The 24,717-nt window shown below is 60.0% G+C and carries 20 protein-coding genes; 11 read left to right on the top strand and 9 right to left on the bottom strand.

Going from position 1 to position 24,717, the window contains the following annotated elements; translation table 11 throughout:
- The first annotated feature begins 50 nt into the window (after positions 1-50).
- Complete coding sequence (locus J5J10_RS10755) at positions 51-1,097, top strand: class I SAM-dependent methyltransferase (RefSeq protein WP_211929864.1); 1,047 nt, start codon at positions 51-53, stop codon at positions 1,095-1,097.
- An 86-nt stretch (positions 1,098-1,183) separates the two neighbouring features.
- Here J5J10_RS10755 and J5J10_RS10750 read toward each other — a convergent pair whose 3' ends face one another.
- Both J5J10_RS10750 and J5J10_RS10745 read right to left on the bottom strand, forming a co-directional pair.
- A complete protein-coding gene (locus tag J5J10_RS10750) occupies positions 1,184-2,095 on the bottom strand; it encodes a calcium/sodium antiporter (protein ID WP_349252089.1) in 912 nt (303 codons plus the stop codon).
- A 132-nt stretch (positions 2,096-2,227) separates the two neighbouring features.
- Positions 2,228-3,271, bottom strand: a complete 1,044-nt coding sequence (locus J5J10_RS10745) for an aldo/keto reductase (protein ID WP_211929862.1) — start codon at positions 3,269-3,271, stop codon at positions 2,228-2,230.
- A 788-nt stretch (positions 3,272-4,059) separates the two neighbouring features.
- On the opposite strand from J5J10_RS10745, the gene fabD reads away from it, so the two are divergent.
- The 8 genes from fabD to J5J10_RS10705 all read left to right on the top strand — a co-directional run bounded on the left by fabD (position 4,060) and on the right by J5J10_RS10705 (position 12,831).
- Positions 4,060-5,004, top strand: coding sequence for an ACP S-malonyltransferase (gene fabD, locus J5J10_RS10740; RefSeq protein WP_211929861.1), 945 nt, complete (start codon positions 4,060-4,062; stop codon positions 5,002-5,004).
- A 27-nt stretch (positions 5,005-5,031) separates the two neighbouring features.
- Positions 5,032-5,769, top strand: coding sequence for a 3-oxoacyl-[acyl-carrier-protein] reductase (fabG, locus tag J5J10_RS10735; protein WP_211929860.1), 738 nt, complete (start codon positions 5,032-5,034; stop codon positions 5,767-5,769).
- A gap of 273 nt (positions 5,770-6,042) precedes the next feature.
- Positions 6,043-6,279 (top strand): acyl carrier protein, encoded by a 237-nt coding sequence (locus tag J5J10_RS10730; RefSeq protein WP_120663470.1) that lies wholly within the window; start codon positions 6,043-6,045, stop codon positions 6,277-6,279.
- A 111-nt stretch (positions 6,280-6,390) separates the two neighbouring features.
- Entirely contained in the window at positions 6,391-7,653 is a 1,263-nt protein-coding gene (fabF, locus tag J5J10_RS10725; RefSeq protein ID WP_211929859.1) for a beta-ketoacyl-ACP synthase II, read from the top strand.
- Positions 7,654-7,796: 143 nt separating this feature from the next.
- The gene (gene mltG / locus J5J10_RS10720) at positions 7,797-8,963 is read left to right on the top strand and encodes an endolytic transglycosylase MltG (RefSeq protein ID WP_211931206.1); all 1,167 of its coding nucleotides are present in this window, start codon (positions 7,797-7,799) and stop codon (positions 8,961-8,963) included.
- 19 nt (positions 8,964-8,982) lie between these two features.
- On the top strand, positions 8,983-9,873 hold the full coding sequence (locus J5J10_RS10715) for a YicC/YloC family endoribonuclease (RefSeq protein WP_208549130.1): 891 nt from the start codon (positions 8,983-8,985) through the stop codon (positions 9,871-9,873).
- A 2-nt stretch (positions 9,874-9,875) separates the two neighbouring features.
- Entirely contained in the window at positions 9,876-10,523 is a 648-nt protein-coding gene (gene gmk / locus J5J10_RS10710; protein ID WP_211929858.1) for a guanylate kinase, read from the top strand.
- A 127-nt stretch (positions 10,524-10,650) separates the two neighbouring features.
- Positions 10,651-12,831 (top strand): methyl-accepting chemotaxis protein, encoded by a 2,181-nt coding sequence (locus J5J10_RS10705; protein WP_211929857.1) that lies wholly within the window; start codon positions 10,651-10,653, stop codon positions 12,829-12,831.
- Between the two features lie 37 nt (positions 12,832-12,868).
- Here J5J10_RS10705 and rsmA read toward each other — a convergent pair whose 3' ends face one another.
- The 6 genes from rsmA to J5J10_RS10675 form a co-directional block, all read right to left on the bottom strand.
- Entirely contained in the window at positions 12,869-13,699 is an 831-nt protein-coding gene (gene rsmA / locus J5J10_RS10700; RefSeq protein ID WP_211929856.1) for a 16S rRNA (adenine(1518)-N(6)/adenine(1519)-N(6))-dimethyltransferase RsmA, read from the bottom strand.
- The gene (gene pdxA / locus J5J10_RS10695) at positions 13,699-14,724 is read right to left on the bottom strand and encodes a 4-hydroxythreonine-4-phosphate dehydrogenase PdxA (protein WP_211929855.1); all 1,026 of its coding nucleotides are present in this window, start codon (positions 14,722-14,724) and stop codon (positions 13,699-13,701) included. The genes rsmA and pdxA overlap by 1 nt, the downstream gene beginning before the upstream one ends.
- A gap of 21 nt (positions 14,725-14,745) precedes the next feature.
- Positions 14,746-15,693 (bottom strand): peptidylprolyl isomerase, encoded by a 948-nt coding sequence (locus J5J10_RS10690; protein WP_208549135.1) that lies wholly within the window; start codon positions 15,691-15,693, stop codon positions 14,746-14,748.
- 160 nt (positions 15,694-15,853) lie between these two features.
- Entirely contained in the window at positions 15,854-18,118 is a 2,265-nt protein-coding gene (locus J5J10_RS10685) for an LPS-assembly protein LptD (protein ID WP_249116883.1), read from the bottom strand.
- A gap of 98 nt (positions 18,119-18,216) precedes the next feature.
- Positions 18,217-19,299, bottom strand: coding sequence for an LPS export ABC transporter permease LptG (gene lptG / locus J5J10_RS10680; RefSeq protein WP_208549137.1), 1,083 nt, complete (start codon positions 19,297-19,299; stop codon positions 18,217-18,219).
- Entirely contained in the window at positions 19,296-20,471 is a 1,176-nt protein-coding gene (locus J5J10_RS10675; RefSeq protein WP_211929853.1) for an LptF/LptG family permease, read from the bottom strand. Before J5J10_RS10675 ends, lptG begins: the two co-directional genes overlap by 4 nt.
- Positions 20,472-20,805: 334 nt before the next feature.
- Here J5J10_RS10675 and J5J10_RS10670 point away from each other — a divergent pair, with 334 nt between their 5' ends.
- Together J5J10_RS10670 and J5J10_RS10665 are read left to right on the top strand one after the other, a co-directional pair.
- Positions 20,806-22,302, top strand: coding sequence for a leucyl aminopeptidase (locus tag J5J10_RS10670; protein WP_211929852.1), 1,497 nt, complete (start codon positions 20,806-20,808; stop codon positions 22,300-22,302).
- Between the two features lie 17 nt (positions 22,303-22,319).
- Complete coding sequence (locus tag J5J10_RS10665) at positions 22,320-22,769, top strand: DNA polymerase III subunit chi (protein WP_208549140.1); 450 nt, start codon at positions 22,320-22,322, stop codon at positions 22,767-22,769.
- Between the two features lie 45 nt (positions 22,770-22,814).
- Here J5J10_RS10665 and J5J10_RS10660 read toward each other — a convergent pair whose 3' ends face one another.
- Positions 22,815-24,695 (bottom strand): ABC-F family ATP-binding cassette domain-containing protein, encoded by a 1,881-nt coding sequence (locus tag J5J10_RS10660; RefSeq protein WP_211929851.1) that lies wholly within the window; start codon positions 24,693-24,695, stop codon positions 22,815-22,817.
- Between the last annotated feature and the right edge of the window lie 22 nt (positions 24,696-24,717).

The raw sequence follows: 24,717 nt of genomic DNA, 5'->3' as shown, positions 1-24,717 counted from the left end.
CTGGCAACTTTAGGGGTACAGTTAACTGTATATTAACCAGTGAGGCTCCCATGGCTGAACTCAATTTTGCACTTGATGGCGAAAGCCTTATTACCCCCCAGTCTGTAAGCAAGGAACTTTCCTCCTCGTCTTCCGTCGACCAATTTGCCGAGCAGCTTCCCACTGCGAAGGCCGAGCTTGCGCTGATCATGCGCTTTGCAATGCAGCGTATTGAAGATCGGGTGGACCCCGCCCAGACTGTCAAATGGCTCATCGGAGCCCTTCATGACATCCGCCACAAATTCGGACCTGCCATCTGGATGGAACTCATCCCGATCGTCCAGGCCCACCCTTCGGCCAGAATTTTCCAGCAGTGCCCGTTCACCCGCTGGTCTTTCGAAAAGCCGAGAGGCTACTCGGGCGATGCGAGCCTGATCGACTTCATCTACGGTCATCAGGATGTGGCGCACGAGGTGGCGAAGTCGACACCGCTTGGTCTCGGCATCTTCGAGTACACGATTAACGCGCCCGGCCCGGTTGCCGTGCGTGAACGGCGGGATATCCTCACGCAGTACGTCGATGACATCGCCGCCGAGAAGGGGCCGGATACGGAAATCCTGACCGTTGCCGCCGGCCATCTTCGCGAGGCCGAAAAATCGGTCGCGCTTCGCAATGGCGGCATCAAGCGCTGGGTCGCTCTTGATCAGGATCCGATCAGCATCGGCACCATCTCCAGCCAGTTTGACGGCACCTGCATCGAGGCGATCGACGGCTCGGTGCGTGGGCTTCTAGGAAAGAAGCACCAGATCGGCAAGTTCGACTTCATCTACGCGGCCGGTCTCTACGACTATCTGGCCGACAAGGTGGCGATCAAGCTCACCCAGGTCTGCATGGAGATGCTGAAGCCTGGCGGTGTCTTCCTGTTTGCGAACTTCACCGATGAAATGGCCGATGATGGCTACATGGAGTCCTATATGAACTGGGAGCTCCTGCAGCGTTCGGAGGCGGACATGTGGCGCGTGATCAACTCCAGCGTTGAACGTAACACCGTGGACGCCCGCGTGTGGTTTGGCGACAACCGCAACATCATCTACGGAACGGTCCGCAAGCGGTCGTAAAGTAGTGGCAGATTAGAAGTCATGGCCCGCCATTGGCGGGCCATTTCATTTTAAGGCACTACACTTGCAGAGTGTGCTGGCCCAGGTCACACCTGAACCAGCGCGACCGTGTAGGCACCGTAAAGCACGAGCATCGCTGCGGCCACGAGCCTTTTGACGCCCACATGCGTGAGGAGCAGGGCGGCGAACCCGAGCGTCACCACAAGCATCACCGGCACATCAAACATGCCGAACCGCGGATCGACGCCGATCGGCTGTATCACCGAGGTAACCCCGAGGATGAACAGGATGTTGAAGATATTCGATCCGACGATATTGCCGATCATGATGTCGGAGTGCTTGCGCAGCGCCGACATGACGCCGGTTGCAAGTTCGGGCAGGGAGGTGCCGACGGCGACCACCGTCAGGCCGATCACCGCTTCGGAGACGCCGAAATCGCGGGCAAGGCTTGTGGCGCCGCGCACCAGAAGCTCCGCGCCGACAAAGAGCGTGGCAAGACCGCCGAGAATGAGGAGCGCCATGAATCCCGGACCAAGCGTTTCGTGGCGAACGTCCTCATCCGCCGCACCCTTGCCCTGCACATACGCATAACCGAGATAGGCCGCCAGAACCGCGACCATCGCCAATCCGACGATCCGGCCAATCTCCCCGAACTGAACCAACCCCAGCAGCAGCAGCGATGCACCTATCATCACATAGGTGTCGCGCTTCACGCCTTTGTCCCAGTGCGTAATCGGGAAGATCATCGCGCAGGCGCCGATGATCAACAGGATATTCGCCGTATTCGATCCGACCACGTTGCCGATCGCAATATCCGACGAGCCGGAGAGTGCGGCGCGGACGGAAACCAGAAGCTCCGGCATGGATGTGCCGAAGCCGACGATCACCAACGAGACGATCAGGGTGGGAAGGCCGAGTTTTTGCGCCAGCGCTATTGCGCCGCGCAGCAGCCATTCCGCACCAAAATAGAGACCGACCAGGCCCCCGAGAACCAGCACATAATCCAAGAAAATCCCCTTCTATTCGGGCGCGGGCGCCCTGCATCGACCGGAGAGCAGGTGGTAATCGGGTGTGTGTCTTTTCAAGAGCGACACGTTCACGAAAATGTTGGTCCGTGCTGACGGTACCTCTCAGATGGCCATGGGATACATGCGGTGCACCTTGGCAATCTCCCGCAACACATCCTCGGACAGCGTCATATCGGCCGAGCCGATGTCGATCTTCAACTGCTCCATGCTCGTTGCCCCGATGATGACCGAGGCCATGAACGGACGAGTCAGGCAAAAGGCGAGCGCCATCTGGGAAGGATCGAGACCGTGATTGCGGGCGATATCCACATAGGCCCTCGTTGCCGGTTCCTGCATCGGCTTCAATCGCCCGCCGATGTCGCCGTTGATCGACGCTCTTGAGCCGGCGGGCTTTTGCCCGTCGAGATACTTGCCGGACAGGATACCGCCAGCGAGAGGTGAATAGGCGAGAAGACCGACCTCCTCGTGATGCGAAAGTTCCGCCATGTCGAGGTCATGCGTTCGGTAGAGAAGATTATATTCGTTCTGCACCGTCGCCACGCGCGGAAGCCCACGGCTTTCGGCGAGCGAAATGAATTTTTGTGTTCCCCACGTCGTCTCGTTAGATAATCCGATCGCACGGACCTTGCCTGCCTTGACGCAGACATCGAGCGCTTCCAGCTTTTCCAGCATCCCGTCGATCGCAGCCTGCCGGTCCTGCGTCGAAGGATCGTATGTCCAGACCTGCCGGAAGTGGTAGTGGCCGCGGTTCGGCCAGTGAATCTGGAAGAGATCGATGTAGTCGGTCTGCAAACGCGTCAGGCTCGCATCGACCGCCTCTATGACGGTCTGGCCGGTGATTGGTCGCCCTTCCCGAATATAGGACCGCCCCGCGCCGGCGACCTTGGTAGCAAGCACCACATCCTTCCGTTTGCCGGTCTTAGCAAACCAGTTGCCGATGATCTTTTCGGTATGAGTGTAGGTTTCCGGGGAAAGGGGAGTGGTCGGATAGAGTTCCGCGGTGTCGAAGAAATTCACGCCGTTTTCCACGGCATAATCCATCTGCGCAAAGGCCTCAGCCTCGGAATTCTGCGAGCCCCAGGTCATGGTGCCGAGGCAGATTTCGGACACGGAAATGCCAGTGCGGCCGAGTGTGTTGTGTTTCATAGGGAGTCCCGATGTTGGAGCCGGTCGAAGGCCTTGGGAGAGGCGAGGCAAATCTAAGGCGGTTTTGAAAGAGTGCAAGCGGCGATCAGCGTCTTGATACGCTGAATTCGCTGTATGGCTTCCGAGGGTGAAATCACACGTTGCGGAGGTAACTCGTCCTTCAATGTTGGCGTCTAAGGGCTGGGAGCGGATATGCAAGGTGACGGGAGTTGAGCCGTGGATCGCGCGAGTGTTGCAACTAATATTTTCGCGCTGCTTTGCGCGCTATCGCTCTCCTGGCTGATGCTGGACTCTATGATTGCAGATAAGAACTCCGCAGAACGACTTCTGGAATTCGGAACGGTGACCCAAACGACGGTTTTCCGAGAGACGAACAGGCGAAGGAAACGATGTTGGCACCGCGTTGCATATTCCTTCCAAACACCAGACGGCCATATGATAAGCAGGATTGCCTCGTTTCCTTACGAACGAAACGGATGGACGCCCTTCTCAGGGTGCATCCCGCTACCCGACATTCTGGAAGTCGTTTATGAAGAGACAAACCCATCCAACTCCCGTTTGGTGTTGGAGGCCGAGAGCGATTTGAATCCACCCTTCTATTTGCCTCCAGTTATCTTTCTCGTGACATGGATATTTCTGTACCACGGGGCGCGGCGGGCAATCGCCTGGGCTATGACGTTACCTTAACGGGCTTTTCGTCGTTGCCCCTGGGCGCGGCAAAGCTTCTCCCCTTGACTCACAACGCCCGAATGTGAATTGACAGGTAAAAACCAAGGGAGAAATGCCCCATGTCAGTCGCATTCACGTTTCCAGGCCAGGGCAGCCAGGCCGTCGGCATGGGCAAGGAGCTCGCCGAAACCTACGCCGAGGCCCGCGCCGTATTCGAGGAGGTCGATGAGGCGCTCGGTGAGAAATTGTCGGCGGTGATGTTCGACGGGCCGGAAGAGACCCTCACCCTCACCGCGAATGCCCAGCCCGCCCTGATGGCCGTTTCCATGGCCGTGATCCGCATTCTGGAGGCGAGGGGCCTCAACCTCAAAGACAAGGTCTCCTTTGTTGCCGGTCATTCGCTTGGCGAATACTCAGCACTCTGCGCTGCCGGAACCTTCTCGCTAGCCAATACCGCGCGGCTCCTGCGCATCCGGGGCAATGCGATGCAGGCCGCCGTCCCGTTTGGTGAAGGCGCCATGGCGGCGATCATCGGCTTGGAGCACGGTGACGTAGAGGCCGTGTGTCAGGAGGCGTCCACCGCCGGTTCATGCCAGATCGCCAACGACAACGGCGGTGGCCAGCTGGTGATTTCCGGCGCGAAGGCCGCCGTAGAAAAAGCCGCCGCGCTTGCGTCGGAACAAGGCGCAAAGCGCGCTATCATGCTGCCGGTCTCCGCCCCCTTCCATTCCGCGCTGATGGCGCCTGCCGCCGATGCCATGCGTGAGGCTCTTTCCAAGGTCGAAAAGAAAAGCCCGGTCGTGCCGCTGATCGCCAATGTCTGCGCCGCCCCGGTAACGGACGCCCAAGAGATTGCCGCATTGTTGGTGGAGCAGGTCACGGGTCAGGTTCGCTGGCGCGAGACTGTTGAATGGTTCGGCGCCAATGGCGTGACGACCCTCTATGAGTTGGGCTCCGGCAAGGTGCTAACCGGCTTGGCCCGACGCATCGACAAGACCGTCAATGGCATCTCCGTCAATACGCCGGCAGATATCGACGCCGCTCTGGCGACGATGCTCGGCTGACCACGTTCGAAAGAAAAGGATAGGAACATGTTCGATCTTTCAGGCCGCAAGGCCCTTGTGACCGGCGCGACCGGCGGCATCGGCGAGGAGATCGCCCGCCAGTTGCACGCGCGTGGCGCCATTGTCGGCCTGCACGGCACCCGCGTGGAAAAGCTCGAAGCGCTCGCCGCCGAGCTAGGCGAGCGTGTGAAGATCTTCCCGGCCAACCTGTCGGATCGTGACGAGGTCAAGGCGCTCGGCGAGAAGGCCGAAGCCGAACTTGAGGGTGTCGACATTCTTGTCAACAATGCCGGCATCACCAAGGATGGCCTTTTCGTCCGCATGTCCGATGCCGACTGGGATGCGGTGCTTGAGGTCAACCTCACCGCCGTCTTCCGTCTGACGCGTGAACTCACCCATCCAATGATGCGTCGTCGTTTTGGCCGTATTATCAACATTACATCTGTCGTCGGCGTCACCGGCAATCCAGGCCAGGCCAACTACTGCGCTTCCAAGGCTGGCATGATCGGCTTCTCAAAGTCCTTGGCGCAGGAGATTGCCACCCGCAACGTGACCGTCAACTGCGTCGCTCCGGGCTTTATCGAAAGCGCGATGACCGGCAAGCTGAACGACAAGCAGAAGGAAGCCATCATGGGTGCCATACCCATGAAGCGTATGGGCACCGGTGCCGAAGTCGCGTCCGCCGTGGTTTATCTCGCTTCCAACGAGGCCAGCTACATGACAGGTCAGACACTGCATGTGAATGGCGGCATGGCAATGATCTGATCCGCCTTAACCACCTGCAAAATTGGGTGTTGAGCGGATCGAACACGCACATTTTCTGGCTTTGCGACGGGAGTAAACCGTGTTAAGCGGGCCATGACTGTGAACAGTCGCCCCTTCAAGGGCATACGGCAATTGCGTTTTTCCACGATGTTGCCGAATGTGGACGGGGCCGAACGGGTTTGCCGGACGATAGGCAGAAATGCGTTGTCCGGCTTTGACAGGCAAAGGGTCCATCATGGACCTTTGTGATGATTAAAGGTCGAGGAAACCGACATGAGCGATATCGCAGAACGCGTAAAGAAAATTGTTGTAGATCACCTGGGCGTTGAAGCCGACAAGGTCGTTGAGAGCGCCAGCTTCATTGATGATCTGGGCGCGGATTCGCTCGACACGGTCGAACTGGTCATGGCGTTCGAAGAGGAATTCGGCGTCGAAATCCCGGACGATGCTGCTGACTCGATCCTGACCGTCGGCGACGCTGTCAAGTTCATCGAGAAAGCCCAGGCCTGATCGAGCGCGATCCGAAATGGAATGGGCAGTCGCTGCCCGTTCCCTCTGGCCCGCTTAGTGCGGGCCTCTCTGTTTTGAGTGGCATCTGCGAATAGGTGGGGTCAGCCGACGATGAGACGTGTCGTTATCACCGGGACCGGGATGGTATCCCCCTTGGGATGCGGAACGGAAGTGACGTGGTCCCGGCTTCTGCAGGGGCAGAGCGGTGCTCGCCTCGTGACGGAATTCGAGGTCGATGACCTCCCCGCCAAGATTGCCAACCGCATTCCGGTCGGCGATGGAAGTGACGGCACGTTCAATGCCGATGACTGGCTGGAGCCCAAGGAACAGCGCAAGGTCGATCCCTTTATCATTTATGCGATCGCGGCCGCCGACATGGCGCTGGCCGATGCTGACTGGCACCCGCAAACCGATGACGACCAGATTGCCACCGGCGTTCTGATTGGCTCCGGCATCGGCGGAATCGAGGGCATTGTCGAGGCTGGTTACACGCTGCGCGACAAGGGCCCCCGTCGCATATCGCCATTTTTCATCCCGGGCCGCCTGATCAACCTCGCCTCTGGCCAGGTTTCGATCAAGCACAAGCTGCGCGGTCCCAACCACTCCGTTGTCACCGCATGCTCGACGGGTGCCCACGCCATCGGTGACGCCAGCCGTCTGATCGCTCTCGGCGATGCCGACGTGATGGTGGCCGGAGGCACGGAGTCCCCGATCAGCCGTATATCGCTTGCCGGCTTTGCCGCCTGCAAGGCGCTGTCCACGGCCCGTAACGACGAGCCGACCAAGGCGTCGCGTCCCTACGATCGCGACCGTGACGGGTTTGTCATGGGCGAAGGAGCGGGCGTTGTGGTTCTTGAGGAACTCGACCACGCGAAGGCACGCGGCGCGAAGATCTACGCCGAAGTCGTCGGCTACGGACTGTCGGGCGACGCGTTCCACATAACCGCTCCGTCTGAAGACGGTGAGGGCGCCTACCGCTGCATGACGATGGCGCTGAAGCGCGCGGGTCTGGGCGCCTCCGACATCGACTATATCAATGCCCACGGTACTTCGACCATGGCCGACACGATCGAGCTCGGGGCCGTTGAACGCCTTGTCGGCAATGCCGCGTCGAAGATCTCGATGTCGTCCACGAAGTCCGCGATAGGGCATCTGCTCGGAGCGGCGGGGGCGGTCGAAGCCATCTTCTCTGCGCTCGCGATCCGTGACAATGTCGCTCCTCCAACGCTCAATCTCGATAATCCCGACGTCGAGACGGCGCTAGACCTTGTCCCGCATGTGGCGCGCAGACGCGACATCAATGTTGCGCTGTCGAACTCCTTCGGCTTCGGCGGTACCAACGCTTCGCTCGTGTTGCGTCGTTACGAAGGTTGACGAGCGGCCTGCGGGCCGCGCCGGATTGTGGATCGCTCCCGTCGAGGCTGGCCGAACCGGTATTTTGCCGCAATGCTCGGCGAGACAGCGGAGCCGATTACTTTGAGAGGACTGCCGTGACCGATAACAGTCAGAACGATGGGATGCAGTTTGGCCGAACCGGTGATGCACCGCGGCCTGCGAGCGGACCCATCATTCCGAAGTCGCCGACAGAAGCGCTCCGGCCGGAACGCGTTCCGCAGCCGCCGCGTCGCTCCCGCAAGGCGCGCAGCCAGTTGGTCATTTTCCTGAACTTCCTGATGACCTTGGCGGTCGCCGTGTGTGTCGTGGCCGTCGCAGGCTTCTACTATGTCATGTCCGCCTATCAGGAGCGCGGACCGCTCCCGACCAATGCCCACTTCGTCGTGCAGAATGGTGCCGGCCTTGCGGCCATCGCCAACAGTCTCGAGCGCAACGGCCTGGTGTCGGACGCGCGTATCTTCCGTTATGTCACGGCGACCTACCTTCGTGACGGCGAGACGCTGAAAGCGGGAGAGTACGAGATCAAGGCGAATGCCTCCATGAAAGAGATCATGGAACTGCTGAAATCAGGTAAGTCGATTCTGTACGCCTTCTCGGTGCCCGAGGGACTGACTGTGAAGCAGGTTTTCCAGCGCTTGGCCAACGACGAGATTCTGGAAGGTGAGGTGCCTGAGGACTTGCCTGCGGAGGGCAGCCTGCGTCCCGATACCTACAAGTTCTCCCGAGGTACCACCCGCGGCGAAATCGTCCAGCAGATGCTGGCGGCGCAGCAGCGGCTTGTCGACGACATCTGGGAGCGGCGCGATCCGGATCTGCCGATCAAGACCAAGGAAGAGTTTGTGATACTCGCCTCCATCGTCGAGAAGGAGACCGGCAAGGATGACGAGCGCGCCCATGTGGCGTCCGTCTTCATGAACCGCCTGAGCAAAGGCATGCGCCTTCAGTCGGATCCCACCATCGTCTACGGTTTGTTCGGCGGTGACGGGAAGCCTTCTGATCGTCCTATCTATCAGTCGGACCTGAAGAAGGAGACCCCGTACAATACCTATGTCATCAAGGGTCTTCCGCCAGGACCGATCGCCAATCCAGGCAAGGCCGCGCTTGAGGCTGTGGCGCAGCCGTGGAAGACCGAAGACCTGTATTTCGTGGCTGATGGCACCGGAGGGCACGCTTTTGCAGCGACGCTTGACGAGCACAACGCTAACGTCCGCCGCTGGCGCAAGATAGAAGCCGAGCGCGGCGTCGACCCCGATGTGGTGGTCGAGGCCGGGAGCGAAGACGCCAACTGATACGGGAAGGGAACCTGCCATGACGCTGCAATCCATGACCGGCTTTGCCCGCAGCGAAGGCACCAGTGGGCGCTACCGCTGGGCGTGGGAGTTGCGCTCCGTCAATGGCAAGGGTCTGGATGTGCGGCTTCGCCTGCCGTCCGGCATGGAAGGCTATGAAGCCGAGGCCAAGCGTCTCGTCTCCGAGAAGTTCTCCCGCGGCAATCTGCAGGTCTCGTTGACCGTGTCCGTGGCCGAGACCAGGATCGAGGCGGTGCTCAACCGCGACGCGCTGGCGGCTGTCCTGGCGCTGCGCGAGGAAATCGGACCAGAGCTTATCGATATGGCGCCGATGAAGCTGGACACGCTCATGGGCATTCGCGGTCTCGTCGAGTTGCAGGAAGCTCCGGACAGTGACGAAGCCGTCGAAGCGCGAGAAGCAGTGATCCTTGCAGGCCTGGCCGACGCAGTCGATTCTCTGCGCCTGATGCGTGAAGGCGAGGGCGAGGCATTGAAAACCGTGCTCGCCGCTCATGTGGATCGCATCGAAGAACTGACGCGCACCGTCGAGCAGGATCCATCCCGCACACCTGCTGAAATTATCAGGAAGCTGGAGAGCCAGATATCCGCCCTGATCGACAGCGCCCCGTCTCTTGATCGTGACCGTCTCCATATGGAGGCGGCTTTGCTCGCCACCAAGGCCGATCTGCGCGAGGAAATCGACCGGCTCAATGCCCATGTTTCTGCCGCACGGGAACTCCTGGAGAAGGGCGGGCCGATCGGGCGCAAGCTCGATTTCCTGGCGCAGGAATTCAATCGCGAATCGAATACTATCTGTTCCAAGTCGAATTCTGTCGCTGTCACGGCGGCCGGCATCGAACTGAAGGTCGTGATCGACCAGTTCCGCGAGCAGGTTCAAAATCTGGAGTAGTTATGGCGACGGGGCAGATGGGGGCGATCGAGGTCGCCAGGCGGGGACTGATGCTGGTGATTTCCTCCCCCTCAGGGGCGGGAAAATCGACGATTGCGCGCACTTTGCTTGAGAAGGATCGCAACATCGGCATTTCAGTCAGCGTCACGACGCGCGAACGGCGCCAGAGCGAGATCGAAGGCGTGCACTACCACTTCGTCTCCAAGCGGGAATTCGAGCGCCTGAGGGATTCCGACTCGCTGCTCGAATGGGCCGAGGTGCACGGCAACTTCTACGGCACCCCGCGTGAACCGGTCGAACGGGCCATGTCGGACGGCCGCGATATGTTATTTGACGTCGACTGGCAGGGTGCCCAGCAGATGCAGGACAAGATGGGAGCGGACATTGTCTCGATCTTCATCCTTCCGCCCACGATGGCCGAGCTGCAGTCCCGCCTTCATCGTCGTGCGGAGGATACCGAGGAGGTTATCCAGACGCGCCTTGCAAATTCGCGGGCGGAGATCGCCCATTGGCGCGAATACGATTACGTGATCATCAACGATGATCTCAACAACGCCTTCGACGCCGTTCAGTCGATCGTAAAGGCCGAGCGCCTGCGCCGGGATCGTCGGCATGGGTTGTTCGATTTCGTAAACGACCTTGTAAAATAGCGCACAAGACTAGCCGTCAGGTTGTGGCTGAATATTTTTCCACCTGTAAAATTCAATTTAACTAAAGTTAAACATAATACGCGCACAGATTGTGTCGAACTTATCGCTCGACCTGATGGGGGACAACGTGCGCCTTATCGATATTCCCGTGAAGTGGCGGTTGCTGGCGGCGCTGGCCGTGCCTTTGGCCGCTGCAGCGACTCTTTCCTATCTGCAAGCCGTGACGACGTTTCAAAGTTACAGAGATGCGAAACATCTGCAGGATGTAGGATCCGACTTGGCGGTTATTGGCGATCTCGTCCACCAATTACAGGGCGAACGCGGTATGACCGCCGGCTTTTTGAGCTCCAAGGGACAGAAGCTCGGCAAGGAGATGATGGCCATGCGCGAGAAAGCGGGCCCACAACTCCAATCGATGAACACGGTGATCGACCACATTTCAGCTGAGGGAGAACCGGCTCTCATCCGTCATGTTGACACCATCCGTACCGAGCTTGCCATGATCGCTGACATTCGCGGACGGATCGACAGACTGGAGGTGGAACGCGGCGAAGCCTTTGCCTACTACACCGGAACGATCATCCACCTCATGAATCTCTCGCGAGAGTTTTCCCTGGCAGTAACGTCCAAAAGCGTGACCGGCAAGCTGGTCGCCTACAGTCTGCTGATGAACGCTAAGGAGGTGGCCGGCCAGGAGCGTGGCATGGGCAATGGCTATATCACCGCCGGCGCCTTCGACGCGAAGACCTATCTCCAGTTTATCGGTCTGCACGGCGCCCAGCTGGCGCTTCTGAACCAGTACATAGAGCTCTTGCCAGAAGATGTGCGCCCGCAGTTCAAGGCCGAAATTGAGAGTGAGGATGCGAGGAAAGTTCAGGAATATCGGAGCCGGATGCTGTCACTCGAAGCATCCAGGGATCTTTCCGGGCTTGATGCACGGGAGTGGTTTGACTTCACCACCCGGCGCATCGAACACCTCAAGGAAATCGAAAACGAAACGTTGGCCGGTATCATAGAGGATGCCAAAAGCTTGGCCGATTCCGAGTTGCGGCACCTTCTTGTTGTTGTGTCGATCGTCGGCGGGGGTTTCGTGCTTGCGTTTCTCATGACCGGCTCGTTGACCTATACCGTGGTTCGCCCTCTTGGCATGCTGACGGACGCTGTGCAGCGGCTGGCGGCGGGAGAGGTTGACGTGCATCTGATCCACTCCGAGGGCAAGGACGAGATTGGTCGCATGGGACAGGCGATCCGTCAGTGCATCGCGAACTCGGAGGAACAGGCGGCGCGCGAACGTGAGGAGGAGCTTCGACAGATCGCGGCGAAGCAGGCGCGTGAGCGGGAAGCCGAGCAGGAGCGGGCCCTGCGCGCCGAACAGATCAGCTTCGCTGTGGATCAATTGGCCGGAGGCCTGGACGCGCTTGCCGCCGGCAATCTCGGTTACCGGGTAAACCGCTCCTTCGCGCCGGACCTCGACGCATTGCGGCAGAATTTCAACAGTTCCATGGACAGGCTGCTGGACGTCATGTCGACTATCAGCGACGGGACGCGGACAATTCACGGTGGAACCAAGGAACTGCAGCAGGCAGCGAACAGCCTCGCTCAACGAACTGAAAGACAGGCCGCCGCCCTTGAGGAGGCATCCGCCTCGCTGGGAGAGGTTACCGGCACCTTGAGAGACTCCGCCAAGCGTGCCGAACAGGTCGGTATGCTGGTCGGGCGGGCGACCGTGGATGCGCGTCGATCCGCCGAGGTGGTGGTGAGCACGGTAGAAGCCATCGGCCAGATTGAGCAGTCTTCAGGCCAGATCAGTCAGATCATTGGCGTCATCGATGAAATTGCATTCCAGACCAATCTTCTCGCGCTGAACGCCGGCGTCGAGGCGGCTCGCGCGGGCGAGGCAGGAAAGGGATTTGCTGTCGTCGCCCAGGAAGTCCGAGAGTTGGCCCAAAGATCGGCCAGTGCCGCGCGTGAGATCAAACAGCTCATAGAGCGCTCGGCGCGCGAAGTGAAGGCAGGCGTTGATCTCGTTGGCGAGACGGGCCAGGCCCTAAAGGGGATCGAGGAACATGTTGCGCGCATCAACGATGAAGTGTCCGCGATTGTCCGCGCCACGCAGGAACAGTCGGCGGCACTCGGCGAAATCACGGCCGCGATCAACCAGATGGATCAGGTGACGCAGCAGAACGCGGCGATGGTCGAGGAAACGAACGCCTCAACCCATGGGCTCGCGACGGAGGCGGATCGTCTGAAAGAGCAGATGAGCGTGTTCGACATCCGGACCGCACCGCCTTCGGCGCAGGCTGCCTGAGCGAAGTCTATGTCGAATGTCCGCAGAACGCCGTTGGTCAAAGTAGATTGGCGAGCCTTACGAACTCTTCGACCGAGAGTGTTTCCGCCCGGCGCGCCGGATCGATGTCCGCCTTGAGGAGCAACGCCTCGCCGCCGAGCGGTTTCAGGCTCTGGCGGAGCATCTTGCGGCGCTGGCCGAAGGCGGCGTGCGTCACTCTCTCGAGCTTGCCCGCGTCGCACGGCAGTGGCGAGGGGCGCGGCACCAGATGGACCACGGTGGACGTCACCTTCGGCGGCGGCGTAAAGGCCTGAGGCGGAATGTCAAATGCCATGTGCGCGTCCGTTCGCCAACCACAGAGCACCCCGAGGCGGCCGTAGTGGTCGTCGTCCTCGCGAGCAACGATGCGCTGGCCTACTTCCTTCTGGAACATCAGCGTCAAGGACTGCCAGAAAGGTGGCCACCGACCGGGAAGGAGCCAGTCGATGAGCAATTGCGTGCCGACATTATAGGGGAGGTTCGCGATGATCTTCACCGGCTCTTCGGCTGGGACCAAGGCTGCAAAGTCGGTTTTAAGAGCGTCGCCCTCGATCACGTCCAGCCGTCCCGGATAGTGACCAGCAATCTCGGCAAGCGCCGGCAGGCAACGGCTGTCGCGCTCGACAGCGACAACCTTCTTTGCACCCAGTGCCAGAATGGCGCGCGTCAGCCCACCAGGACCGGGACCGACCTCGAATACCGTCACGCCTTCCAGCGACCCGGCGGTGCGCGCAACCTTTTGCGTCAGATTGAGGTCGAGCAGAAAATTCTGGCCGAGCGCCTTACGGGCGTCGAGCCCGTGCCGCGCGATGACATCACGCAGCGGCGGCAATCCATCGAGCGCCGCCATCAGGACGTTGCCACTGTTCGACCGGTGATGCTGTCGGCCAGCTTGAGCGCCGCGATCAGGCTGTTCGGTCTAGCTATTCCCGTTCCCGCCAGGCCAAACGCAGTGCCGTGATCGGGCGACGTGCGAACGAACGGCAGGCCAAGCGTCACGTTGACCGACTCGTCGAAGTCGAGTGCCTTGACCGGAATGAGCGCTTGATCATGATACATACACACGGCGACGTCGTAACGTCGGCGGGCATCATCGTGGAACATCGTGTCCGCAGGTAGCGGCCCGAATGCGTCAATGCCGAGATCGCGCACCTTCATAACGGCCGCATGGACGATATCTTCGTCCTCGGTCCCGAGTGCGCCGCCTTCACCCGCGTGGGGATTGAGACCCGCGACCGCCAGCCTTGGAGAAGCAAGTCCAAAACGGGCCTTGAGATCGGCCGAGACAATGCGGCAGGTTTCGACAATCGCATGCTCCGTCAGTGAACCCGGCACATCCTTGAGAGGAATATGCACGGTCACGGGAACAGCCCTGAGCTTGGGCCCGGCCAACATCATCACGGGTCGATAGGCTTCATTCGTTCGCCGGCTTGCCAGATCCGCCAGAAATTCGGTGTGGCCCGGAAACTTGAAGCCGGACTCGTAAAGGACGGATTTTGCAATAGGATTGGTCACGACGCCGCGCATCTTGTCCTCCATGCAGAGGGCAACCGCCGTCTCGATCGCAGCGATAGTGGTTTTTGCGGTGGCCACATGCGGCTGGCCGGCGACCACGTCGATACCGCCACGTAGCGGAAGAACGGGCATGGCACCGTCAAACACGGCGGTCGTTTCGTTTACGTCCGTTTCGTGGATCGGCACATCCAGCTCCAGCTGGCGGGCACGAACTGCCAACACTGCAGGATCGCCGATATAAATAAAGGGCGGGATCGCCTTCTCCCGCCTCTGACTCCACGCCACCAAGGCGATGTCAGGGCCGATACCTGCGGGGTCCCCTTGGGTGAGGGCGAGGGGACGGTCTGAGCTGGCGGCCATATGCTGTCTTTCAGTCGACGATCAGCGATACACGATCTGCGCTTTGCTTCGCAGTTCTTCGATATACTTCTCGGAATTCGGATCGTCGCCCTTTTTCTCCTTGCCGATATCCTCGGCACGGAACACTACCTCTGCCGCAACATCGTCCGAGACCTGGCGCTGATTGCAGATCGCCAGATACTCGACGCCTTTTTCGGTGACGCGCGTGGCGGTCGTGCCGTTCGACGCCTTTTCGATCAGCGGCTTCCACTCGTCCGGCAATTCGGGTGCCATCACGCGGCCGAGATTGCGGATCGAGACATCCAGGTAATTCCGGGCAAAGTCCATGGCCCCGTCGCAGCCGGGAAACTTGGAACGCGATGCTTCCGCCTCGGCCTTACGTTTGCCGGTGATCGCATTCCGTTTCGATGCGGGCACGACGAAGATGACCTGCTTGAGGAAGTACTCGGTCGTCACTGGCTTCTGCTTGTTCTCAAGCATCTTGGCAATCACGTCCTGCTTGCTCAGTCCACCCGCCCGTCCGCCGTAGCGGGCATTGACGAGGCGAGGCCAGCTCATCTGCACCGCGAGGAATGACTTGAAATGCTCCACACCGACACCAGCCTGTCCGAGGATTCCTGCCATCTGCTTTGGAGAAAGCTTGTTGGAGGCGGCAAAACGCTCGAAAGCCTTGTCTACTTCGGTGACACTGACGGAGGCGCCGACACGGGCGATCTCCTGCCGCTTCAGCGCTTCGGTGACAAGTTCCTCCAGCGCCAGCTTGTTCAGATTTCCGCTCCGGCGCTGCAGGCGCAGGAATGCTGCGCGCTTCGCCACGTCGCCGCTCGTGATCGCGGTCTTGTTCACAACCGCCCTGATCTGACTCGCAGCCACAACAGGCGTCGGTACGAACGCCACGGAGGAGGCGACCGACACGGCCAGGAAAGCGGAAAGGATCGCCGCGCTCACGCCCTTGCGTCCATTGATCATCGAAAACCCCTTGCATTGCGTGCCAATTCACTGATGAACGTCATCAGCCGGGCACGGCGAGTATAATGTCACTCTCCGATTGCACAATCCTTTGGGCAAAACAATGACATGTGACCCTTAAGGCGTAACGCGATCGATCAAGCCTGTATCCGCAGCCGGATCAGCCGTCGAAACCGTCAATATCCGGGCTCCCGATCTGCACGTCGCCGAGTGTGCGGAAGGTGAGGCGTGCGCCGATCGACCAGTCGCTTGCTGACTCGTTCGTGATGTCTCGCTTGCTGCTGTAACCGATCGAGAAGATGGTGCATTCGTCGGCATAGGAGATACCAATTCCGTGACGGTTGATCACGGCATTATTGATGTCCCAGGTCATGGAACCGAAAAGCGACCAGTATTCGTCCACCTTGACCGAGCTCGATGCCTGGAGTTCGTCGTTGTCAGACGTAAAGCCATACTCTGGCTGAGCCGCGATCTGCGTGTATGTCAGATTTGCCTGCAGGTCCTCGTTTGCAAACGACAACGTGGCGTCTGTCCGCCGCAGTGACAGATCGTCCTCGTCCAGACGCGCGTTCGCCGCCAGAGAGACACCATTCGGCAAATCAATCGCGGCCATGCCGACGTAGTCCGAGACGTCTGTCTCAAGTCCTGAGTCTGCGCCGACCATCACGAGGTCGTCCGTCGCGAATGAGTTCAACCCTGCAAGGTGATAGGACTGACCGACAATGCTGCGGAGACCTATTCCGTTGTCGAAAGAGCCGGTGTAGCGGATACCGACATTCGCCCGGGTGCCGCCCTCGACCCTGTCGAAGCCGGAAAATTTGTCCCGTTCGAAAAGGTTGGTGGCATCGAATACAAAGCTCTGAGCATCCTCGTTCGGCAGGCGTCCCGCCAGCCGCTCGTCGTTGCGCGCGTAGACCTGCGCAATCGGCTCGAAGATATGGGTGCTGTTGTCAGTGGTCACGAGCAGCGGGTACCGCGCCTCAAGCCCAGCGGTCAGCATGTAGCGGGAGGCGGTGTCTTCTTCGTAGTAATTGCCCGTATATCCACCCGGATTGTCCATCGCCAGGCCATAGCCGTCCCCACGCGCGGCGAGCAGAGGGGTCAGTTGCAGGCCGCCCGGCATATTGATGCTGCGCTTCCACTCCGCTTCTGCTGTCAGGCGGGTGACGTTACCTTTCAGGCCGCGATAGCGCGTCAGGTCGTCGATACCGTCGCCGTTCGTGTCGACACTCGGATCGTCGGTCTTGAAGCGGGAAACCGACGTAAAGTTGAACGTCGCCGACAACTGTCCGCCTGCCACCGGCTCCGGAGCATAATACTCGTAGTCAACGACTGGCAGAACGGTCGGCTGCTGCTTCTCCGCATTCTCCTCGGGATCGGCATCCTGCACGTCGAAATAGTAACCGCGCATGTCGAACGAGTTACGTTTCCCCAGTCCTGTCAGGTAGATCTGGTTGGTATGCGTGGTATCGTCGAGGCCATCGAGTTCGTAGGTGCGCGCGAAGTTGTTGTCGGTTTGCGCCATCACGTCCCAGCCGAAAGACCAACGCGGATTGATCTTGAATTCGCCCTTGGAGGACACCATCCCACGCCAGTCTTTCTCGGCGTCGCTCGTTCCCGCATCGAACTTGTCAGGGTTCATCTGGTTGATGCCGGCGATGCGTAAAGAGGCGCTGCCCTTTTCGAAGCGCTGACGTATCTCGCCGTCGAGAAGCACGCCCTGCGAGGTAAAGCCGGTCGCGCTGACAGTCGCGTCCATGTGGTTGGAAATGGCGTAATAGTAGGGGATGGTGATGCCGAAGCCGATGTTTTCGGCCGTCCGCATGGTCGGGAACAGGAAGCCCGACTTGCGCTTGACGGTATGGTCCGGAACTTCGATTGCCGGAACCGTCGCGATCGGTCGGCCGAACAGTTCAAAACGCGCTTTCTCGAGCCGGACGGTGTGCTTCTCGCCGTTCTGAATGACGCGCTCGGCCTTGACCTGCCATAGCGGCGGTTTCTCCGGATGTTCGGCGCAAGGCAGGCAGGCGGTGTAAACCCCCTTGTATAGAATCAGATCGGTTCCGTTGACCCGTTCGCCCCGCTCAGCCGCCAGGCGGGTGTTGTCCGTCGTCTCGATCCGCAGCGCACTGACGAAGCCGTCAGCGAAGTTGTCGGTTACATCCAGCGTATCGGCATACATGCGGTTGCCGTTTGGCTCGACCAGCTCGATATCGCCATAGGCCATCATTCGGCCGCTCTTCTGGTCGTAGACGACGCGGCGCGCGACCATCTGGTAGCTGGCGTAATTGATCTGCACGCCTCCGACTGCGGTGATACGCTCTGCATCACGGTCGTAGAGCAGCTCGTTTGCCGCAAGTATGAGCTTCGCGTCGGCCGGAATGGTCGGTTCAAGCGCGCTAACCGAATTGTTCTGCTGAGCCATTGCAGGCTGATACGCAGGCGCGACAAGAAGCGCAGCCGTGCTTGTCAGCAGAGCCGCGAGGAGCCGCCTGATCGTTTTGCGATCACCTGCTGCCGCCACTAACCGTCCTCCTGATGAAGCAGAATCGTCGCCCCGAGCGAGAGCGCTACGACCACTGGAACCCAGGCCGCCACGAAGGGCGGAACGACGCCACTGCTTCCGAATGCTCTCACGAGCACCGAAACGACATAAAGCACGAAGCCGGATAGGATTCCACCCAGAATCACCGAGCGGGATTGGTTGAACCTGCTGAATTTCAATGAAACAGTTGCGGCAATAAGTGTCATGGCCACCAGGAGTAGGGGCAGGGAAATCAATGAATGATACTGTGTCTCAAGCGCCTTTGTCGACACACCGAAAGATCGTGCAACTGCGATTTTGTTAGAAAGATCATAAAATGCAACGGTTTCCGGCGTGGCCAGGCGCTCCTGAACAAATTCTCTTTGTAGATTGGTATCGACCTTGGCTGTGGCGAGCCTTGTGGGAATTTCACCCGGCCGAGTCTCGGTCACGTCGTTAAGGAGCCAGTAACCCTCTTTCAACTTTGCCGAGGCGGCGTCCTGTCGGAGGATGATTCGACCGTCCCCGTCGAAGTGGATGAGAACCGCGTCGACAAGAAGCGTTCCTTCTTCCATGACGGTTCTCGCCCCGAGAATGACGTCCTGATTGCCGCTGATCTGTCTCAACCACGGGATTGATCGGGAGCTCGCATTGTTTCCGGATTGGCGCCATTCCGACTGCGTCTGCAGGGCCTGTCGCTGTCCCCACGCGGCGAGCGGATTGAGCGCGAATGTTGTGACCAGACCCACGACGAATGCGCCCAACACAAAGGGTGTCATAAACTGCCACACCGAGATGCCGGCGGCTCGCGCCACGACCAGTTCCGACTTCCGGTTCAGCGCGATCAGTACCGTCATACCCACGAAAAGCGTGATGAATGGCACCGTCTGCTGAAAGATAAGCGGAAGCCGCAGCGCCGTCAGATAAAGCGCGCCGGCAACCGTAAACCCGTCGAGGTCCGAGAAACGTCCCGTTGTCTCGCTGAAATCGATCAAGAAGGTGATCGAGGCCACGCCAAGGAAAAACCACAAGGTCACCACGACGTAACGCTTCAGAAAATACCGGCCGAGCGTCGTGATCATCGCGGCCCACCCTTGGGGTTGTCGATCCCGTCGATCCTTGCCTGCACGGCGCTCAGCCACCCGGAGCTGTGTCGCGTGAAGGCTGCCGGCATGCGCAGGGCTCGTCCGCGCAACAAAACAAGAAGCGCGCCACCACCAGCCACCAGTGGAACCAGATAAGGAAGCGGCGTGTAGGCGGGACTGCGCTCAACAAGGTTCACGGTGTAGCTTGAAAGCCAGTAGAGACCGAGTGCGGTTGTCAGTGTGATCGCCATCGGATGGAGCCGCGCTTCCCGATGCGAGCGAGCATCTCCCGCGATGACCAGCGATATCAGGGCGACGACCATCGGCATAAGCCAGCCTGTCAGCCGCTCGTGAAACTCAGCACGATATTCACCCGGTGATTTGATAACGTCAGGGTCCGTGGGGTCCGGCGACAGAAGAAAGAAAAGATCCCGATCATTGGCCTTGTAACGAGCCTGGCCGCGAGTCTGAGACAATTCCGAAAGATCGAAGGAGTAGGAATCGAAGCGAACGACCGACACGTTCCCGTCCGGCGCCTTCCGCTGAACTTCACCGTCCCGCATCACCAGAGCCTTTCCGCTTTCGTCGACGGCCCCTTCGCGTGCGTAGTAGATAAGGTCGAAGTTGGGATCTCGCGAATCGGCGACGAACAGCCCCTTGAGGATGCGCCCCGACAGCCGCTCGGAAATCTGGACGTAAAGGCCGTCACCAACCCGTCGAAATGTCTTTTCCTCGATGACCGAGGAGAGAAGGTCGGCATAGGCCGCCGCGATCATGTCACGCGCAGCCACCCTGAGCTTCGGTTCGACGAAATTGCTCAAGGTGAATGAGAAGGCGCAGAGCGCGGCGGCGAGAACGATAACGGGGCGGTTGATGATGCTTCGTGGCGCTCCGGCCGCGTCGATGACCGGCAGTTCGGAGTCGTTGTTCATGGCAGTCAGCGTCTGCGTGATTCCGATGACCAGCGCGAAAGGCATCACGGCCGGGATGAGCGTCGGCAAAATAAGACTTGCGAGCTTCATGAACGAACCGATCGACTGCCCGCTATCGGTCACCAGGTTGATGCGTGCCAATACCTGGGTCGTCCATATGATCGCCAGCACAGGCAGCAACGCGGTCAGAAACATCTGCCAAACGCGTTTGAGAACATAGGCTTCGAGAAGCTTCATCCGGTAACCTGATTTGCCCAACTGGGACGATAACATCCAATTCGACCGGCTTATTACGCTGTCGAAACCGTTTTGGCGACAGGCAACATGAACGCCAGAACATCCTCCCCGTCGGTTCCTCGGACACGCGGCAGCAAAGACACAGGACGCACCGACGGCCGAGTGCCCTCGCTCTTTCACCGGGATTGAGGCGATAATCGGAACAGTCGCGCAGCGCGGTGTGCCCAAGCCCATGCATCAAGGGGTTGGGAAGTAAAATGTCGAACCGCTCTTGCCTTGCCGGCCGAAACCGACATGATCGCGCCTGACAGATAGCATACCTGATGGAGTGATCATGGCTGCCAAACTCGATATTTCCTTCGCTAAATCGGCACGTCTCGCAGGAGCGACCGCGATCCTTCTTCAGACGGCGGAGGCAGGCCCGGCAGGATTGTCGGACGCTGATCCGGCCGGCGTATACGACCGGGCTGCGACTGTAAGAAAATTCAAGGCGAAGGCCATCTCGACCCTCGATATCGTGGCACCCCACGGCTCCGAAGCCGACCGGATCGTCGTCCTGGGCCTTGGCAAGGGCGACGTGCTGAAGGCGCATGATTGGCTACGTGCGGGCGGCACCGCGGCGTCCGTTCTCAAGGGCTCTGAAAAGGCCATCGTCTACACCGACGCCCCCGGCGCAAATGTTTCCGCAAACGCTGTGGCTGACTTCGCGCTTGGCATGCTTCTGCGTACCTACAAATTCGATACCTACAAGTCCGCCAAGAAGAATGACGAGGACGAGGCCCCCTCAAAAGAGAAGACGTTAAAGGTTACCATCGTCACAGCCGATGTCGCCGCCGCAAAAAAGGCCTTTCAGGTCGCGGAAGCAGTCGCCGAAGGCGTTATCCTCGCGCGCAATCTCGTCAACGAGCCGGCGAATATTCTTGGTCCTGAAGAGTTCGCGGCGAAGGCGCGCGAACTGGAAAAGCTGGGAGTCGAGATCGAAATTCTCGGTGAGAAGGAGATGAAGAAGCTCGGCATGGGCGCCCTGCTCGGCGTTTCCCAAGGCTCGGTTCGGCCGCCACGTCTGGTGATCATGCAGTGGAAGGGCGGCAAGCCCAAGGACAAGCCGCTCGCTTTTATCGGGAAGGGAGTCGTTTTCGATACCGGCGGCATCTCGATCAAGCCCGCCGCCGGCATGGAGGACATGAAGGGCGACATGGGCGGCGCGGCCGCCGTGACCGGACTGATGCACACGCTCGCCGCGCGCAAGGCGAAGGCGAATGTCATCGGCATCATCGGTCTGGTCGAGAACATGCCTGATGGGAACGCCCAGCGTCCGGGGGACATCGTCACCTCGATGTCGGGGCAGACGATCGAAGTCATCAACACCGATGCCGAAGGCCGGCTCGTGCTCTGCGATGCGCTTTGGTATTGCAACGACCGGTTCAAGCCCGAGTTCATGATCAACCTTGCCACGCTGACCGGCGCGATCATGGTCGCGCTCGGCAGCCATCATGCCGGCCTTTTCTCGAATGACGACAGGTTGTCGGACGCGCTGCTGAAGGCGGGTATGACAAGTAACGAACGCCTCTGGCGCATGCCGCTCGGCGACGAGTACGACAAGATGATCGATTCCAAGTTTGCCGACATGAAGAATACCGGCGGCCGCTACGCCGGCTCGATAACCGCTGCGCAGTTTTTGAAGCGCTTCGTCGGATCGACGCCGTGGGCGCATCTTGATATCGCCGGCACCGCGATGGGGTCGCCGTCGGATGAGATCAATCAGTCCTGGGGTTCCGGCTTCGGTGTCCGCCTGCTCGATGAGTTCGTTCGCGCCAATTACGAAGCCTGAGAGGGACGTGGACGGTCTTGGCCGAGATCCTGTTTTACCATCTGACTGAATCCAAATTGGAGAACGCCCTCCCGCCCTTGCTTGAAAAAAGCGTTGAGCGGGGCTGGAAGGTTGCCGTGCAGACTGTCGATGAACCGCGGCGGGATGCGCTCGACGCGCATCTGTGGACATGGCGTGACGAGAGTTTTCTGCCCCATGGGACCGACGCAGCACCGGATGCCGAGGATCAGCCGATCCTGCTGACGACGGAAACGGACAATCGTAACCGCGCCACCGTGCGCTTCGTCGTCGACGGCGCGGAGCCGCCGCCGACCCTTGACTATGACCGCGTGGTGTTCGTCTTCGACGGACATGACCAGAGCCAGCTTGAAGCTGCGCGCGAGCATTGGAAGCGGCTGAAGGGCGCGGGGCACGCGCTTACCTACTGGCAGCAGACGCCAGAAGGGCGATGGGAGAAGAAGGCCTGATTGTTCACGCGAGACCGGTTCTGGCTGCTTGCCGTTGCAAGCGTCTCATCCAGCCATTGCTTCCTCGTACTCGGTCGACAGTTCTAGCCATTCTTCCTCGGCAGCCGAGAGTTTTGCCGCTGCCTCGCCACGCTGCTTCGCTTTTTCCGCTGCCTTGGCGGGAGCCTTCTCGTAGAGAGCAGGATCGGCAAGTTCGGCATCAAGCGCCTGAATCAAACTCTCCAGCTTCTTCGTCAACGTCTCGATATCGTTGATCCTTTTCCTGAGCGGTGCGAGCGAGGCACGCTTGTCGGCGGCGGCCTTGCGCTGGTCGGCCTTGTTGACCTGAAGTCCCGCGTCGAGCTTCTCCTCGGCCTTTTTCGGCGAAGCGACGACAAGGCTGCGATAGTCCTCCATGTCGCCCTCGAAGACGCTGACGGTCCCGCCGTTGACCAGCCAGAGCCGGTCGACGGTCGCCTCGATAAGGTGCCGGTCGTGGGCGATCAGGATGACGGCGCCGTTGTAGTCGTTGAGAGCCTCGATCAGCGCCCGGCGGCTGTCGATGTCGAGGTGGTTGGTCGGCTCGTCGAGGATAAGCAGGTTCGGGGCATGAAATGCCGAAAGCCCCATCAGCAGACGCGCCTTTTCCCCACCGGACAGGTCCTTCGCCGCCGTCGCCATCTTCTCCGTCGAGAGCCCCATCTGCGCGACGCGGGCGCGCACCTGCGCCTCGCCGGCCAGCGGCATCAGCCGGCGCACGTGGTCCACAGGCGTTTCGTTCGGAATGAGATCGTCGAGCTGGTGCTGGGCGAAGAAGCCGACCGAGAGGTTCGGGGCCAGCTTCATCTCGCCCGCCTGCAATTGAAGTCTACCGGCAATCAGCTTGGCGAAGGTGGACTTGCCGTTGCCGTTCGAGCCGAGCAGCGCGATGCGGTCGTCGTTGTCGATCCGCAGGTTGATGCCCTTCAGGATCGGCTTCCCCGGTGCATATCCCACCGCGCCGCCGTTGATGGCAACGATGGGGGAGGCGGGCTGCTTCTCCGGCTCCGGAAAGGAAATCGGCTGGACGTGGTCCTCGATGACGGATGCCACGGTCCCGAGACGTTCCAGCGCCTTCACGCGGCTCTGCGCCTGCCGGGCCTTTGACGCCTTCGCTTTGAAACGGTCGATGAAGCTCTGAAGATGCTTGCGGGCCGCTTCGTTCTTGGCCTTTGCCTTCATCTGCAACTCGTCGGCCTCGGCCTTCTGCCGCTCGAACTGGTCGTATCCGCCGCGATAGAAGGTCAGTTTCTTCTGGTCGAGATGGATAATCGAGTTGACGGCGGTGTTGAGAAGGTCGCGATCGTGGCTGATGACGATGACGGTGTGCGGATAACGTCGCACATATTCTTCCAGCCAAAGCGTACCTTCAAGATCGAGATAGTTGGTGGGTTCGTCGAGCAGCAGCAGGTCCGGTTCGGAGAACAGCACCGCCGCCAGCGCGACGCGCATGCGCCAGCCGCCGGAAAAGGACGAGGCGGGCCGCAACTGCGCCTCGTGATCGAAGCCGAGACCAGAGAGAATGGTCGCGGCGCGCGCTTCCGCCGAATGGGCACCGATATCTGCGAGCCTCGTCTGGATTTCGGCGATGCGGTGCGGATCGGTGGCCGTTTCGGCTTCCGCTAGCAGGGCCGCCCGTTCCTTGTCTGCGGCCAGCACGATCGAGATCAGCGAGTCTTCGGTTCCCGGCGCTTCCTGGGCAACCTGGCCGATGCGCGCATTCTTCGGGATCGACACGGCTCCACTTTCGGCCGCAAGGTCGCCGGTGATGACACGAAACAGCGTCGACTTTCCCGCTCCGTTACGGCCGACCAGGCCGGCTTTCGCCCCAGCCGGCAGTGACAGGGTCGCATGGTCTATGAGAAGGCGCCCGGCGATACGGGCGGAAAGGTCGGTTATCGTAATCATGTCACGGCTTTTGCCCCAAGGC

Origin of the sequence: Ciceribacter sp. L1K23 (assembly GCF_018122705.1) — a bacterium.
In the GTDB taxonomy this organism is placed as follows: Bacteria; Pseudomonadota; Alphaproteobacteria; order Rhizobiales; family Rhizobiaceae; genus Allorhizobium.
Note: the sequence above shows the minus strand (reverse complement) of the source record. Positions and strands in the feature narration are given on the sequence as shown.